Here is a 15572-nt window from a genome sequence, read left to right on the forward strand (position 1 = left end):
TACTTTTGGTAACCTGCTGCCAGTTGCTGGAGAATGAATGGAAAGTCGCGTAGAAACAGACAATTATGGTCGGAAAAAAGTTTTTAACGCCTGTATGGAGCCCTGCGCTATTGAGCGGGGCATGCGCATCATTGGCGGAAAATGGACCGGTTCCATCATCTATCATCTGAAAGACGGCCCGGTGCGCTTCAACGATCTTGCCCGCATGCTTGGTGGTGCCAGCAAGAAGATGATTGATCAGCGCCTGAAGGAACTGGAGGCTCGGGAGATGGTGGTGCGCAAGGTCATCAATGATCGGCCAGTCGCGGTCACTTATGAGTTGACCGACTTTGGCCGCAGCGCGCTCAAGATCCTTGACGATCTCAGGGTTTGGTCAGAGAAATACGATATCAGCTAGCTGGATTTTCGAGGGTGACTGATCAGAACCTAAGGCTACGTATTGAGCAATTGCCCCGATTGAACGTTCTGGCCTTCTGTTACCAGATCGACAACGCGGTTACGCCCCTGTTTTTTGGCGGCGTACAGCGCGTTGTCCGCACGGTGCAGCACGGCACTCCACTCGCGGTCACTGGAATCGTAGTGAGCCACTCCGAAACTGGCCGAGAGCGTTAAACAGACATCATCACCAATCGTGATCTGGGTGTCTGCCGTTTTGGCTCTGAGTTTCTCCGCCACCTCTAATCCCTGCTCGGTGTCTTTACCAGGCAACAGCAGAACAAATTCTTCGCCCCCGAAACGCGCCACCACGTCATGCTTTCGTATGTGCTCTTTGAGCGTATTGGCAAAGCGCCTCAATACCTCATCGCCTACATGATGGCCGTACTCGTCATTCACGTTTTTGAAGTGGTCCAGGTCGCACATGATAATGGCGAAGGGCGCACCTGAACGCTGCGCTCGGCTGAACTCAATGTCACAACATTCGTCGAATGCCCGCCTGTTGTAGAGCCCCGTTAATGGATCAATCCTGGCGATTTCGGAGAGTTCATCCTGCAACTCATCGGACGCCATCCATATCGTGCAGAAGGATGACAGAATAACCAGTAGTTCTCCGGCAATGATCGTCAAGGCGCTGAGCAGCCCAGCCCTCATGAAATCTTGAGGCGGTATGGCGTAGAACGACCAGAAAAAGCGGAAAATAAACAAGCTACTCATCAGCAAAAACATGGCGATGAGCATTTTGGCGACCATGCGGTTGCGGATGTCACGGTGTTTCAGCAGTCCGCTGGCACCGATCAGGCAGATCGCTGCACAGACCATTGAGAAGGTCTGTATACGAATATTTATATCTGGAATATGAAAGGTGTAGAAATACAGTAAAGCAGCAAGCAGGACCACCAGTGTGGTGCTCAGCCAACGCTCATGGCGCAGCGTGATACCCAGGAAACGAAACAATCCCCGGTATATCAGCACTACGCCCATAATGATTGCGATATTGGCAATCACGATGGACAGGAAATCGTAGATTACATGGCGCAGGCCGAGCAGCACACAGCCGCCGCCGATCAGAAAATAGCCTGCGCCCATGGTCCGGATTCCGGAGAACTTGGTGTGTTCTCTGGAATAAGCAAACATACCAAGACCGAACACCAGGCTGAACAGCATTAATGTCAGGCTCAGGGTGCGAAAATCAAGCTGAATAGCCATGGGCTTTCCTGTAAAAATGGCAGCGGCGCCTGCGCTCCACTGAGGTCCATTGTAGCGGTTAAGCCTGCGCCATGCAGCCAGTTGGTGGTGCCTTTGCCGAAGCTTTGCATGCACGCGAACACCGGTTGATACCTTGAATACTGATGGGAGGAAATGCGATGACGGATTATGTTGGCTCTTGCCTGTGTGGCGCCGTGAAGTTCGAGGTGCACGGAGACTTCGACAGCTTTTACCTGTGTCATTGCCGGTATTGCCAGAAGGACACCGGGTCTGCCCATGCGGCAAACCTGTTCTCCCAGTCGGCCCGGCTGGTCTGGCTGGCGGGTGAGGAGGCGGTGGCCTCCTATACGCTCCCGGGCACCCGGCACCAGAAGTGCTTTTGCCGAACCTGTGGTTCGGCTGTGCCCAACACCCATATTCCAGGTTTGCTGGTAGTGCCCGCCGGGTGTCTGGACTCGGAGCTCTCCCGGGTGCCTACCGCGCATCTTTTCACGTCGAGCCGGGCAGCCTGGGATCGCGCGCTGGGCGATGTGGCGGAGTTCTCCGGTTTACCGAAGGCGACTTGACGCAGGCTATAGTGCTGAAGGACGGCGGATAATGATGACGGTTTTGTTGAAGGGCCTGTTGGTCTGGGGCGGTATTCTGGTGCTTGCCATCGCCAATGGTGTGCTGCGGGAAGCGGTTTTGGAACCTGCATTCGGTAGGTCGGTTGCGCTGGTGCTGAGCGGTATTCTGCTTTCACTGCTGATTATTGGTATGGCCTACGTTGCCTTGCCCTGGCTGAATGTCCGCCACCTGGCGGGGCTCTTTGGTCTGGGGGTGGCCTGGCTGGTGCTTACGTTGGTGTTCGAATTCTCCTTCGGGCTCTGGCAGGGGAAATCCTGGGCAGAGTTGCTGGAGGCCTACACGTTCAGGGGCGGTAACCTTTGGCCTATGGTTCTTGCGGTGACCGCACTTGCTCCCTACCTTGCTGCCAGGCTGAGGCAGTTATTATAAGCAGCCTGAAAGGCTTCGCCTGGTTGCTGCTTCAGACAGACCTGCGTTTTCTGTATTCGTCCGGAGTTACCCCGAACCATCGCTTGAACGCGCGCCGGAAATTGGCGCTGTCGTGGTAGTTCATCAATTCCGCAATGGCCTCTACCGCCAACGGGCTGTCACGCAGGTAGCCTGCCGCCTGCTGTGCAAGCACCTGATCCCTCAATGCCCGAAAACTCGTTCCTTCTGCGTTCAGCCTCCGTGCCAGTGTTCGTTTGCTGATGAACAACTGCGCGGCGACCTCGTCTTCACACAGGGCCCCGGGCGGGGTCGACAACATCGCTTTCTGTACTCGGGCCCGGTATCCGCTGTCGCTGGCCTTCAGCTGATCCAGCATGGCCTGACATTGTTTCAGCGCCAGCTGGTAGTTCTCATGATTGGCCGAGGCATTCGGCACTTTGCATACCGGGAGGGGCAGCTCCAGAGCAATCACGGGTGACCGGAACTGCACGGTGCAGGGCAGATAACGGCCGTAGAGTTCGCTGTAAGCGGGCTCAGCGTGGCCAAAGGCCAGCACGGCCTCATGCAGGGGGCGGCCGATGATGAACTCGGCGGTGTCGAAGAAAATCACGGCGAACGCTTCACTGAGCAGACGTTGCAGGGAAGCGGTCAACGCCAGGTTGAAGGAACAGGTCACCGTCAAACGCTGATTGCGAATGCTCAGATCCAGTTTTGCCAGGTTCAGTCGGGTGGGTAGAAAGGTCTGGAAGGCTTTCAGGGCGGTGAGCAGGTCCGGACTGCTGTTCACCAGAAACCCCATCGCTCCGTGGCTGGGCGAGGTCATTCGCTGGCCCAGCCGCAGCCCCAGGGCCTCATCGCCGGCCAGGGTGAGGCTGTTCTGCAGTACCTGGACCTGCTGAATCGGGGTCAGCAGGGTGTCTTCCTGTAGCAACTGATTCACGGTCAGGCCGGTGCCATGCAGCAGTTTGCGCAACTCCCGAGGCTGAAGGCCCAGTTCCCGCGCGATCAACCGGCTGTAATTGGAGGGAATACACGCCCTGTCCGGGTTGGTGGTCAGCATGGCGTTAACGGCCTCCGTCTGGGCTCAGGAAGGAGAGGTCGCGGCGCAGGGTCGCGACAATCAGAGTGTCTTGAAATGACTCCCCTGTGTCAATTGATGACCTGCTGCACCTGTCGGTTCGGCCGTATTCTGGCCTCATTGTCCGATATCAATAACAACAGAGGGTGAGTGATGGGCCGTATTACGTTCATTGAACACGATGGCACCGAGCATGTGGTCGACATTGAGGCGGGAAAGTCGCTGATGGAAGCCGCCACCGAGAATGGGGTGCCGGGTATTGATGCTGACTGTGGCGGTGCCTGCGCCTGCGGTACCTGTCATGTGATGGTGGAGGCCAACTGGTTGCCGGCCACCGGCGACATGCTGGCCACTGAGGCGGGCATGCTGTCGATGACGCCGGAGAAAACTGACACTTCAAGGCTGGCGTGTCAGGTGACCGTGTCGGAGGCCATGGACGGCATGGTGGTGCGTTTGCCGGAATTCCAGATGTAGTCAAACCCAGCAGTCTACCCGCAAGGAGTCACGTTATGCGCCCGCTTTTATCCCAGCTTGAAGCCGCTGTTCAGCCCTTGGTCGCGAAAGCCAGTTCCCGCGTTCCCCTGCATTGGCAGATCCGGGGCTCGCACGCACTGCAGGTGGCCCGGCAACGGGCTGGCCTCAGCCGGCCGGTGCCGGAGTTCCGGGAAACCCCGTTGCCGCCGGTGTCTGAGCTGGCGCTGGAACAGATCGATGTCAGCAATCCCTTCCTGTATCGGCAGGGGCTGTGGGAGTCCTATTTCAAACGGTTAAGGGATGAGTGCCCGGTGCACTACCAGGCCAGCAGTCCGTTTGGTCCGTTCTGGTCGATTACCCGTTACGAAGACATTCTTTTTGTCGACAAACACCACGAACTGTTCTCTGCCGAGCCCATTATTTCCATCGGCCCGCAGCCAGAGGGGCTGGAGATCGAGACTTTTATCGCCATGGACCCGCCCCGGCACGATGTCCAGCGCCAGGCGGTGCAGGGGGTGGTGGCACCGAAAAACCTGGCGCAGATGGAGTCGCTGATTCGCCAGCGTACCGCCGGGGTGCTGGATCAGCTGCCGGTGGATGAGCCATTTGACTGGGTGCAGCGGGTATCGATCGACCTGACTTCCCGGATGCTGGCCACGCTGTTTGATTTTCCGTTCCACCAGCGGCACAAGCTCGCCTACTGGTCTGATTTGGCCACCGCCGCGCCAGAGACCACCGGTGGCCAGGTTGATCGCGATGAGGGCTTCCGGGCGGCTGCGGATATGGCGCGACATATGTCGTTGCTCTGGCGCGAGAAAGAGGCCCGTAAAGCCGCCGGCAAACCGATGGGGTTTGATCTGATCAGTCTGTTACTGGAGAACGAACACACCCGGGATATGATCAACCGGCCCATGGAGTTCATTGGCAACATGGTGCTGTTGATTGTGGGCGGCAACGACACGACCCGCAATTCCATGACCGGTGGGGTGCTGGCCCTGAACCGGTTCCCTCAGGAATTCGATCGTCTGAAGCAGGACCCCTCGCTGATCCCGTCCATGGTGTCGGAAATTATCCGCTGGCAAACCCCGTTGGCCTACATGCGCCGGGTTGCGACCCAGGACGTGGAACTCCGGGGCCAGACCATCCGCAAGGGCGACAAAGTGGTGATGTGGTACGCCTCCGGCAACCGGGATGAGCGGGCCATCGAAGACCCGGACCAGTTCCGGATTGACCGGAAAGATGCCCGCAAGCATCTGGCCTTCGGCTTCGGGGTGCACCGCTGCATGGGCAACCGGCTGGCGGAGATGCAGCTGCGGATTCTCTGGGAGGAACTGCTCGCCCGGTTTGACCGGATTGAGGTGGTGGATGAGCCGGAATACGTGCAGTCCAATTTTGTGCGCGGCTATACCCGTATGAACGTCCGGCTGGGTAAGCGGGACGCGGCTGGTTAATCCGACCAGCTCGCGTTGCGACTTTCTTCAGGCTGCCGTTGTTTTTCCAGCCAGTCGACGGTGTCTGTCAGCGATTGCGGGCGGCACAGGCAGAAGCCCTGCAACAGGTCTGCGCCCATGGCTTTCAGGCGGGCGGCGTCCTGGCCGCTCTCCACGCCTTCGGCCACTACCTGATAGCCCAGGGTGTGGCCCATGGTGATGGCGGTCTCGACAATCACCCGGGCGCTGTCACTGGCCTGGATGTCGTGTACCAGGGTGCGGTCGAGCTTGAGTTCCGAGGCGGGGATCTGCTTCAGGTACGACAATGACGAATAGCCGGCCCCGAAATCGTCGATGGAGATACGCAGGCCCAGGGCGGACAGTCTGCCCAGTGCCTCCAGCCCCTTCTCAGGGTCGTCCATGGCGGCCGTCTCGGTGAGTTCCACGGTGACATGGCCGGCCTCCAGTTGATGCCGCGCCAGGCTCTGGGCGAACTGTTCTTCCAGTCCCGCCGAGAGCAGATCCCGCGCCGAGACATTGATGGCCATCCCCAGGCCTGGTTGTATCTTCTGCAGGGTACGGAGATCGCTCAGGGCCTGGTCGATGACCCAGTGAGTGAGCTGCGTGATCACCCCGGTTTTCTCTGCAAGCGGAATGAAATCAATCGGAGGTACCCAGCCACGCTCCGGGTGTTGCCAGCGGATAAGGGCTTCAAAGCCGATGATCTGTCCGCTGCGGAGATCCATTTTGGGTTGATAGTGAAGTTCGGTGGTGCCGTTGGTCAGGGCTTCCTTGAGGTCCGACATCAGGGTAAGCCGGCGCTCATCGTAGATATCGTTGCTGCGTGAGTAAAAGCCGGTTTCAAAGGGGCCGTGGGGCGCCATTTCCATGCCGACATGGGCGTTGCGGATCAGTTCACTGGCTTTGCGGCCGTGCTCGGGATAACTGGCGGCCCCAAATCGTGGGTGTGGTTCAATGGCCAGGTGGTCCAGCAGTACCGGCTCGGCCAGTTGTTTGAGGGCCTGGTCCAGGGGCTGAAAATTGTCGCCCGCCCGTTCCACGTCGACCAACAGGCCAAAGCTGTCGCCGGAGAGCTGGTATACCCGTTCCACACGGCCCTGTTGGTCGACACTGGTATGCAGCAAGGGGAGCTGCTCGGCCAGTGCGGACATATGCTCGGCGATGGATCGTAACAACCGCTCACTGCGCTCCAGGCCCAGGGTGCGGTTGATGTCTTTCAGGCGGGTAATACGGGCGACGCCGACCATGTAGCGGCGCTCCGGGTGGGCCCGAAGCTCTTCATCGATCATCCATTCAAACCGGTTCCGGTTGGGCAGGCCGGTAACCGGATCGTGGCTCATGACGTCGTTCAGGCGGTCCTGGGCTTCGCTGTGGGCTTTTTCCTGTCGCAGGCTGTCGGCCTGGGCCCGGATTTTCTGTTCCCGCTCCCGGTACAGTCGGTCGGCCAGGGCCAGCGTGAGAATGAACGCTTCCAGCCCGGAGCCAATCTGCATGGCGTATTCGGTAAAAAAGGTTTCCGGAAACAGGCCCAGCGCACGCCCGGAGGTGGCGAGCACACCGATGGTTAATGGGGTCCAGGCGAGGGTAAAGAATATGCCGGCGCGTACGCCGGCGGCCCAGGCAATCGGGCCGGCGACCAGCAGCAGGGAAAAGAACACCAGCGCAGACACCGAGGCGAGCTGGATCCCGGTGTTGTAACTCATGAAAGGAACCGACACAAAATAGCTGATTTCAAACACCAGCATGGCAATGAGCGCCTTCCGTAACCGGGGGCTGTGCTGTCGCACCTTCAGGAATTCCATGCAGAACAGAATGGAAAACATGGCCAGGAATGGCATGGACAACATCAGTACATGGGCATGCAGGTCGGGCGCGTTGGGATAGAGGTGCTGGAATGAAAACCCGCGGATGGACGCAAAAAACGCCAGGTAGCCGAAAATGGCGAGCGCATAGAACAGGTAGAGCTTTTCCCGGAGCGTCAGGAAGACCGCCAGGTTGATCAGAATGATGACGGACAGGCAGCCGTAGTAGAAAAAATGCAGCTTCTGTTCATCAGCGACCGACTCGAAAAACTCGTGTTCGCGCCAGATGGTCAGGGGCAGCACCATGGTCCCCTGGGTGGCCACCCGAATCATCAGCGTGGTGGTCTCTCCGGGTTCCAGTGCAAACCGCAACAGGTTGTTGGGGTGGTTTACATCCCTGGGGTAAAAGGGCCGGGTATCCCCGGTTTCCAGTGTCCGTGTAACGCTGCCGCCATCCAGCAGATAAAACCGGACATCGTCCAGCTGGGAGTAGCCGAGTTCTGCCACCAGGTTGAGCCGGGTGTCGGCCGCATTTTCGACAGGGATCCGGAGCCAGTATGCGGAGGAGGTAATGCCCAGGGTGGCTTTGCCATCCGGCTGGCGGCTCCAGCGGGCGTCTGGCAGTGCCAGCACGTCCTGGAGGGAGGCAGACGCATCTGAATCTTCCCAGTACTGGAACTGGCTGGCAATGGGTTGTTCGGCGCTGATGACAACGGTTGGCGAATTGGCATAGGCGGCTTGGCTGCACAGAACGAGCAGTACAACCAGGACCGTGCGACATGCGTGTTGCAGGTTCACCAAAAGCCGACCTCGCTAGCCAACTCTGACATTGTTTATTGTTATGTCTACCCCGTCAGTCTAGCAATGCTGGGCCGCGAGGGAAGCGCCACGTGCGGTTTTTAATGTAGCAAAATGTGTCATATTGCTAAGTAATTGATGCTTCTTACGGTTTTACTGCTTCTTCCGGCTGAGCGCCTCCATCATGCGGTTGACGGCTTCCAGGTGTTCCGGTTCGTTGTGGCTCATGCCCTGGAAGCAGGCGCAGATATCCAGGAAATCCCGCAGTTCCGTGCGCTGGGCCATTTTCATCAGGCGCTTGGTCAGCCGGGTGGCCTTGGCGGGCTGCTGGGCGATACTTCTGGCAAGTGTCATGGCCGCGTCCATTAGCTGATCGGCAGGCACCACGTCCATCACGATACCAAGCTGTCTGGCTTCGTTGGCGTCGATCACGCGGCCGGTCAGGGTCAGCTCAAATGCTTTCTGGTAGCCGATCAGGCGTTGAAGGAACCAGGCCCCGCCGTCACCGGGAATGATGCCCAGATTCAGGAAGGTTTCGCCAAACTTCGCGTTGTCTGCGGCCAGGCGAAGATCCGCCATGTTGGCCAGATCAAATCCTGCGCCGATGGCCGGGCCGTTCACCGCCGCAATCACCGGCACTTCCACGGCGTCCAGTGCCAGGGGAATGCGCTGGATGCCCTTTCGGTAGCGCTCGGCGCATTCCGCCGGATCGCCTGCGAAGTCCCCGCCCCGTTCGGCCATATCGCGAATATTACCCCCGGCACTGAAGGCCGAGCCTGCACCGGTGATCACCAGCACGGATATCTCCTCGCAGCTGTTTACCCACTCGGCCGTGGCAACTATATCGTCGATCAGATGGGAGCCGGTAAGCGCGTTGCGCAGGTCGTTGCGGTTCATGGTGAGCGTGGCCACTCGGTTTTCCAGAGTCAGCAGGGCATCGGTGAGTTGGGGCAGGGTACTCATAGTGGCTCCTTGTTGTTCGCGGTTGCCCCGATTGTGTCCTGACTGGCCGGCGGTTGCCAGCAACCTTTGGTGGAAGACGCATCCAGTGTAATGAGGGGATGTGGTGGTTTTCTGATCAAATTTGAAATCCCTGTCACGTTTCTGTAGCCTTTAATTTAATTGAACGTTCAATTAATAAAGATTGGATGGAAAGCCCATGCCGAAAGTCGGAATGAAAGACACCCGCCGCCAGCAACTGATCGACGCCACCATGGAGTCCATCGCTGAACTGGGGATGCAGAACACCACGATCGTGAGCATCAGCAAGCGGGCGGGAATGTCGTCCGGCATCATCAGCCACTATTTCGGGGGCAAGCAGGGGCTGATTGAGGCCGCCTTGCGCTACCTGCTGGACCAGTTAGGCAAGGAGCTGCGGGAGCGCATGGCGAAAACGGATCGCTCCCCGGCTCAGCGGCTGGACTGCATTATCGAGTCCAACTTTTCCGAGTTCCAGCGTTCGGCGCTGGCGGCGAAAACCTGGCTCAGCTTCTGGGCCCGCTCGATGCACGAGCCGGGGCTGAAGCGTTTGCAGCAGATCAACAACGCCCGGCTGTACAGCAACCTGCGTTATTCCTTCGCGCAGGTGCTGCCGCAGGCCGAGGCGACAGCGGCGGCCCGGCAAACGGCGGCGATGATCGACGGGTTCTGGTTGCGCAGTGCCCTGAGCCTGGACCCGGCCGAGAGCTTTGAAGCCGGCGAGCGGCTGTGCAAGCAGTTTGTCCACGAGACACTGGCCCGGGCTGGCGCCTGAGCCAATTTGAATTCCACGGCCCACAAGGCCTGAAGACACCGAACAGAGGTTACCAACGCGCTATGTCTGCATCTCTTCCTGTGGTTCAGAACTTTGTCCACGGCCGGTTTCTGGCCAACAGCACCGGCGAGACCTTCCCGGTGGTGAATCCGGCCACGGGCCAGGTGATCTATGAAGTGGAAGTGGCGGATGAGTCTGTGCAACAGGCCGCCATCGAGAGCGCCCGCGCCGGTTTTGCCCAGTGGGCCGCCACACCCGCCATTGAGCGCAGCCGCATTCTGCTGAAAGCGGTGGCCTTGCTCCGCGAGCGCAACGACGAGCTGGCGGCAGTGGAAGTGCGTGATACCGGTAAACCCTGGCAGGAAGCGGAAGCTGTGGATGTGGTGACCGGTGCCGATGCCATTGAGTTCTTTGCCGGCCTGGCGCCGTCCATCGAAGGTAACCAGCAGGATCTGGGGGGCGATTTCTATTACACCCGGCGGGAGCCGCTGGGCATCTGTGCGGGCATTGGTGCCTGGAACTATCCGATCCAGATCGCCTGCTGGAAGTCGGCCCCGGCCCTGGCCTGCGGCAACGCCATGATCTTCAAACCATCCGAAGAAACGCCCATGGGCGCGGTGAAGCTGGCGGAAATCTTTTTCGAAGCCGGTGTGCCGGCGGGCGTGTTCAACGTGGTGCAGGGCGCTGCCGAAGTAGGCCAGTGGCTGACCCATCACCCGGAGATTGCCAAGGTGTCGTTCACCGGTGAGGTGGGCACCGGCAAGAAGGTAATGGCCGCCGCCGCGTCGTCGCTGAAAGACGTGACCATGGAACTGGGTGGCAAGTCGCCGCTGATCATTTTCGACGACGCCGACCTGGAGAACGCCATCTCCGCCGCCATGGTGGGTAACTTCTACACCCAGGGCGAGATCTGCACCAACGGTACCCGGGTGTTTGTGCACGAGGACCTCTACCCGCGCTTTATCGAGCGCCTGCTGGAGCGCACTCGCAAGAACATCAAGGCCGGTGACCCGATGAACCCGGACACCAACTTCGGCGCGCTGATCTCCAAAAAGCATCAGGAACTGGTGTTGGGTTACATCAGCAAAGGGCTGGCCGAAGGCGCCACGCTCAGCCACGGCGGTCGGGCCTTTGAGCCGGAGGATTCTCAGGGCGGCTATTTCGTGGAACCGACCATTTTCACCGACTGCACCGACGACATGACCATCGTGAAGGAAGAGATTTTCGGGCCGGTGATGTCTGTGCTCACCTTCCGCGATGAAGACGAGGTGATTGCCCGGGCCAACAATACCGATACCGGACTTGCCGCGGGTGTGTTCACCAATGATATCCGCCGGGCACACCGGGTGATTCACCAGATTCAGGCCGGCATCTGCTGGATCAACAGCTACGGTGCTTCGCCGGCGGAAATGCCGGTGGGTGGCTACAAACTCTCCGGTATCGGTCGTGAGAACGGGCGCGAGACCATTGCGCACTACACCCGGATCAAGTCGGTGTATGTGGGCATGGAAGACATCGACGCCCCGTTTTAACCCCGCAGGCCACAGAGGAGAACGCGTATGAAAGAAAACCAATACGACTACATCATTGTGGGTGCGGGCTCAGCCGGTTGTGTGCTGGCTAACCGTCTGACCGAGGACAGTGAAAACCGGGTGCTGCTGCTGGAAACCGGTGGCAGTGACAAGAGCATCTTCATCCAGATGCCCACCGCTCTATCCATTCCCATGAACACCAAAAAGTACGCTTGGCAGTTCGAGACCGAGCCGGAGCCGTACCTGGACAATCGCCGTATGCATTGCCCCCGGGGCAAGGTGCTGGGTGGTTCGTCATCCATCAATGGCATGGTGTATGTCCGTGGCCATGCCCGGGATTTCGACGAGTGGCAGTCTGAAGGTGCCGACGGCTGGAGCTACCGTAACGTGCTGCCCTATTTCAAGAAGGCAGAAACCTGGGCCTTCGGCGGCGATGCCTACCGGGGGAGTTCCGGCCCCCTGGGTGTGAACAACGGCAACAACATGCGCAACCCGCTGTATACGGCGTTCATCCGGGCCGGCGTCGATGCCGGTTATCTGGAGACCGATGATTACAACGGTGCCCGCCAGGAAGGTTTTGGTGCCATGCACATGACCGTGAAGAACGGTCGCCGCTGGTCCACCGCCAACGCCTACCTGCGCCCGGCCATGGCGCGGCCGAATCTGACGGTGGTCACCCATGCCCTGGTGCATAAGGTACTTCTGGAAGGGAAAACCGCCACCGGCGTGCGTTATGAGCAGGGTGGTCAGGTGCATGAAGCCAAAGCCGTCAAGGAAGTGATTTTGTCGGCCGGTTCTATTGGCTCGCCACATTTGTTGCAGCTTTCGGGTATTGGCAAGCGCGAAGTGCTGGAGCAGGCCGGTATTGAGGTGAAGCATGAGCTGGCGGGCGTGGGTGAGAACCTGCAGGATCACCTGGAGTTCTACTTCCAGTTCCGCTGCCAGAAGCCGGTCTCCCTGAATGGCAAACTGGACTGGTGGAACAAGCTCAAGATCGGGGTGCGCTGGATTCTGCGCAAGGATGGCCTGGGGGCCACCAACCATTTTGAGTCCTGTGGTTTTATCCGCTCCAAGGCCGGCGTTGAATGGCCGGACCTGCAATACCATTTCCTGCCGGCGGCCATGCGCTACGACGGCCGCGAAGCCTTTGATGGTGACGGTTTCCAGCTCCACATCGGTCACAACAAGCCGAAGAGCCGGGGGTTTGTGCATGTGCAGTCTGCCGACCCCAAACAGGCCCCGCGCATTCGTTTCAACTACCTGGAACACGAGGCCGACCGCGAAGGCTTCCGCGACTGCGTGCGCCTGACCCGGGAGATCATCAACCAGCCGGCCATGGACGAGTACCGCGGTGCAGAAATCCAGCCCGGTGTGGATGTGCAGAGCGATGAGCAGATCGATGCCTTCGTGCGCCAGGCGGTGGAGAGCGCTTATCACCCGTCCTGTTCCTGCAAGATGGGCACTGATGCGCTGGCGGTGGTAGACCCGGAAACCCGCGTGCGCGGTATCCAGAATCTGCGGGTGGTGGATTCGTCCATCTTCCCGACCATACCCAATGGCAACCTGAACGCGCCCACCATCATGGTGGCCGAGCGGGCAGCCGACCTTATCCGGGGCAGGGAGCCCCTGCAACCTTCGGACGCGCCGGTCTTCATGGATGACCAATGGCAGGCGCGCCAACGTCCGGGACAAGCGAAACGGTCGCTGGCCTAGCGACCGCAGTCCCGGCCCGGGTACGCAAGGTGCCCGGGTAGCAAGCCCTCAGGATTTCCCTATCAGCGCGACGGCATCCCGCCGTTTTCGGGCGACTGATAGGCAAGTCCTGGGTTTGTGTCCGATTCGAAAGAAGCAGCGCTTACAAAGTAGAGGAGGAACACCCATGCTGTGCACTACAATGACAAGGAACAACCGGAGGGAGATCGCATGACACTCTGGTTATCCACAGGCCTGATCTTTACCTTCGCCGCCATCGCCCTGATTCTGTATCGGTGGTGGGATATGCAGTGCATCGGCGTTACGCCGGTTCGCACGCTGACCTTCATTGCCATCCTGTTCACCTCCGGTCTGGATGTGGGGCTGATCATGTTCCCGCTCACCGAGTTCGGTGGTTACGGCAATGTCTCCGAAAACCCGGAATACGCCTTTGCCAACCCGCTGGCCATTGAGTTCGGGTTCTGGGCCTTCCTGATCTGGGGCTTCTATTTCCTGACCTGCTTCTACTTTGCCATCATTGAGCCGCGGGTTAAGTTCTTCGAGATTCCGATGGTGAAGCTGGTCAACAACGTGGTGATTATCGGCACCTGCGCGTTCACCGCTTACCTGCTGCTGGTGAATCTGCCCTGGTATCTGCCGCAACTGGGCGATGGTGAAACGGTGGTGCCGGCGTTCTACCTCATCGTGTTCCTGTCCATTGCGCTGGCGGTGTATTCCAGCTCCAAGGTCAAATACATCCGCATTCTGAGTGTTGGTTCCAGTGTGCTTTTCATTACCCTGATTGCGGGTATGTGGTTCCGGGCATTTGTTCTGGGTAAAGGCTCGCCGGCAGATTTCTTTGGCACCGCCGGCATGCTCGGTGAGTACTTTGCCAACATCCATCACTTTGTCCTGCCCATCAACGACTACCACGAGTTTTATCTGTTCTGGTGGTTTGCCTGGAGCATCATGATTGGTCAGTTCACCGCGCGTTTCGTGAGTGGTATCAAAACCTGGCAGCTGCTGATTGCCATGCTGGTTGTGCCGTCCGTTGCCATTGGCGTGTGGTTCAGCGTGCTCTATTACTATCACGCGGAGGGGCTGAAGATTGCCGCCTTCACCAACATCGCCATGATCTCGGTGGGCGTGTTGATGGTCATCAACTCCCTGGATTCCCTGATCCGGCTCTACACCGATAACCTGAACCTGACGGCGCAACGCCTGGGGCGGGTGAATTATGTGCTCTTCAACCTGGTGGCCATGGTCGGGCTGACCATGTTGTTCAAGCTGGATTTCCTGCGGATTCAGTGGGTGGGTGCGCTGGTGATTGCACTCTACTTTGGTTGCTTTGGTTATATATTGCTCAGGAAACGTTCAGAGGTGGCTGCCATCCAAACGTCACCAAAAGAAAATATTCTGGACTTCCGCAAGATTGAACTTGCAGGTTAAGGCCCCATATCAATGGCAGGTGGCTGAAGGCCCGGAAGGCTTTTGGCCGCCATGTTTAGCCGAAGTTGATGGCTGTATATAGGCTATGCCTATGCTGAGATTGGAAATAATCAATTTTCACTCAGATGGTCAAACCCGTATCTTGTGCATCGTTTCCAAACCATCAGTTAAATGAACCGACAGGAGTTATTCTGAGATGGGTATCGTTAACAGCGAAATCAAACCGTTCAACGCCACCGCATTCAAGCAGGGCGAGTTCGTAGAAATTTCTGAAGCCGACGTTAAAGGCAAGTGGGCCATCTTCTTCTTCTACCCGGCCGACTTCACCTTCGTGTGCCCGACCGAGCTGGGTGACGTGGCTGACAAGTACGAAGAGCTGCAGAAGCTGGGCGTAGAAGTGTTCTCTGTATCTACTGATACTCACTTCACCCACAAAGCATGGCACGACACTTCCGAGACCATCGGTAAGATCAACTACTACATGGTTGGCGACCAGACTGGCACCATCACCAACAACTTCGGTGTTATGCGTGAAGGCCAGGGCCTGGCAGACCGTGCTACCTTCCTGATCGATCCGGACGGTATCATCCAGGCTGTTGAAATCACTGCCGAAGGCATCGGCCGTGACGCCGACGACCTGCTGCGCAAGGTTAAAGCCGCCCAGTACGTTCGCAACCATCCTGGCGAAGTTTGCCCGGCCAAGTGGAAAGAAGGCGAAGAAACTCTGGCTCCGTCTCTGGACCTGGTTGGCAAGATCTAAGTTTCCCCGATTCGGTGAAACTTACAGAAAGGCCCGCACTGCGGGCCTTTTTTGTATCTATCAATCGTTACGACTGAATTTTATAGGTATGGCCTATCAGAAGGTTTGGGTCAATCAATTTGAGCAACGAACCGTCTGGCCGT

General features: G+C 58.4%; 14 protein-coding genes. 10 read left to right on the forward strand and 4 right to left on the reverse strand.

From position 1 onward, the window contains the following. Window positions 1–37 precede the first annotated feature (37 nt). Entirely contained in the window at window positions 38–397 is a 360-nt protein-coding gene (locus ACAM27_RS02865; protein WP_121207978.1) for a helix-turn-helix domain-containing protein, read from the forward strand. Window positions 398–432: 35 nt separating this feature from the next. Here ACAM27_RS02865 and ACAM27_RS02870 read toward each other — a convergent pair whose 3' ends face one another. Further along, complete coding sequence (locus ACAM27_RS02870; protein ID WP_369612513.1) at window positions 433–1644, reverse strand: GGDEF domain-containing protein; 1212 nt, start codon at window positions 1642–1644, stop codon at window positions 433–435. Window positions 1645–1802: 158 nt separating this feature from the next. On the opposite strand from ACAM27_RS02870, the gene ACAM27_RS02875 reads away from it, so the two are divergent. Beyond that, entirely contained in the window at window positions 1803–2210 is a 408-nt protein-coding gene (locus ACAM27_RS02875) for a GFA family protein (protein ID WP_222198143.1), read from the forward strand. Between the two features lie 31 nt (window positions 2211–2241). Further along, entirely contained in the window at window positions 2242–2640 is a 399-nt protein-coding gene (locus ACAM27_RS02880) for a hypothetical protein (RefSeq protein WP_369612514.1), read from the forward strand. Window positions 2641–2671: 31 nt separating this feature from the next. On the opposite strand, the gene ACAM27_RS02885 is transcribed toward ACAM27_RS02880, so the two are convergent. Further along, entirely contained in the window at window positions 2672–3700 is a 1029-nt protein-coding gene (locus tag ACAM27_RS02885) for an AraC family transcriptional regulator ligand-binding domain-containing protein (RefSeq protein ID WP_369612515.1), read from the reverse strand. Window positions 3701–3871: 171 nt separating this feature from the next. On the opposite strand from ACAM27_RS02885, the gene ACAM27_RS02890 reads away from it, so the two are divergent. Together ACAM27_RS02890 and ACAM27_RS02895 are read left to right on the forward strand one after the other, a co-directional pair. Continuing rightward, a complete protein-coding gene (locus ACAM27_RS02890; RefSeq protein WP_369612516.1) occupies window positions 3872–4192 on the forward strand; it encodes a 2Fe-2S iron-sulfur cluster-binding protein in 321 nt (106 codons plus the stop codon). Window positions 4193–4227: 35 nt separating this feature from the next. After that, the gene (locus ACAM27_RS02895; protein WP_369612517.1) at window positions 4228–5643 is read left to right on the forward strand and encodes a cytochrome P450; all 1416 of its coding nucleotides are present in this window, start codon (window positions 4228–4230) and stop codon (window positions 5641–5643) included. Here ACAM27_RS02895 and ACAM27_RS02900 read toward each other — a convergent pair. Together ACAM27_RS02900 and ACAM27_RS02905 are read right to left on the reverse strand one after the other, a co-directional pair. Next, window positions 5640–8243, reverse strand: coding sequence for an EAL domain-containing protein (locus tag ACAM27_RS02900; protein WP_328798088.1), 2604 nt, complete (start codon window positions 8241–8243; stop codon window positions 5640–5642). The two genes, ACAM27_RS02895 and ACAM27_RS02900, sit on opposite strands and share 4 nt — an antisense overlap. A gap of 153 nt (window positions 8244–8396) precedes the next feature. Further along, window positions 8397–9206, reverse strand: a complete 810-nt coding sequence (locus ACAM27_RS02905) for an enoyl-CoA hydratase-related protein (RefSeq protein ID WP_206854449.1) — start codon at window positions 9204–9206, stop codon at window positions 8397–8399. A 196-nt stretch (window positions 9207–9402) separates the two neighbouring features. On the opposite strand from ACAM27_RS02905, the gene betI reads away from it, so the two are divergent. The 5 genes from betI to ahpC all read left to right on the forward strand — a co-directional run bounded on the left by betI (window position 9403) and on the right by ahpC (window position 15429). Continuing rightward, window positions 9403–9996, forward strand: a complete 594-nt coding sequence (gene betI, locus ACAM27_RS02910) for a transcriptional regulator BetI (RefSeq protein ID WP_023008748.1) — start codon at window positions 9403–9405, stop codon at window positions 9994–9996. 62 nt (window positions 9997–10058) lie between these two features. After that, entirely contained in the window at window positions 10059–11528 is a 1470-nt protein-coding gene (gene betB / locus ACAM27_RS02915; RefSeq protein ID WP_369612518.1) for a betaine-aldehyde dehydrogenase, read from the forward strand. A gap of 27 nt (window positions 11529–11555) precedes the next feature. Then, window positions 11556–13241 carry a choline dehydrogenase gene (gene betA, locus ACAM27_RS02920; RefSeq protein ID WP_369612519.1) on the forward strand — a complete coding sequence of 562 codons (1686 nt, stop codon included), beginning with the start codon at window positions 11556–11558 and terminating at the stop codon, window positions 13239–13241. Window positions 13242–13412: 171 nt separating this feature from the next. Beyond that, entirely contained in the window at window positions 13413–14669 is a 1257-nt protein-coding gene (locus ACAM27_RS02925) for a BCCT family transporter (protein ID WP_369612520.1), read from the forward strand. Window positions 14670–14865: 196 nt separating this feature from the next. Next, window positions 14866–15429: an alkyl hydroperoxide reductase subunit C gene (ahpC, locus tag ACAM27_RS02930; protein WP_011787240.1), complete on the forward strand. Its 564-nt coding sequence runs from the start codon at window positions 14866–14868 to the stop codon at window positions 15427–15429. Window positions 15430–15572: the final 143 nt, after the last annotated feature.

This window comes from Marinobacter sp. RI1 (genome assembly GCF_041155085.1).
Lineage (GTDB): Bacteria > Pseudomonadota > Gammaproteobacteria > Pseudomonadales > Oleiphilaceae > Marinobacter > Marinobacter nauticus.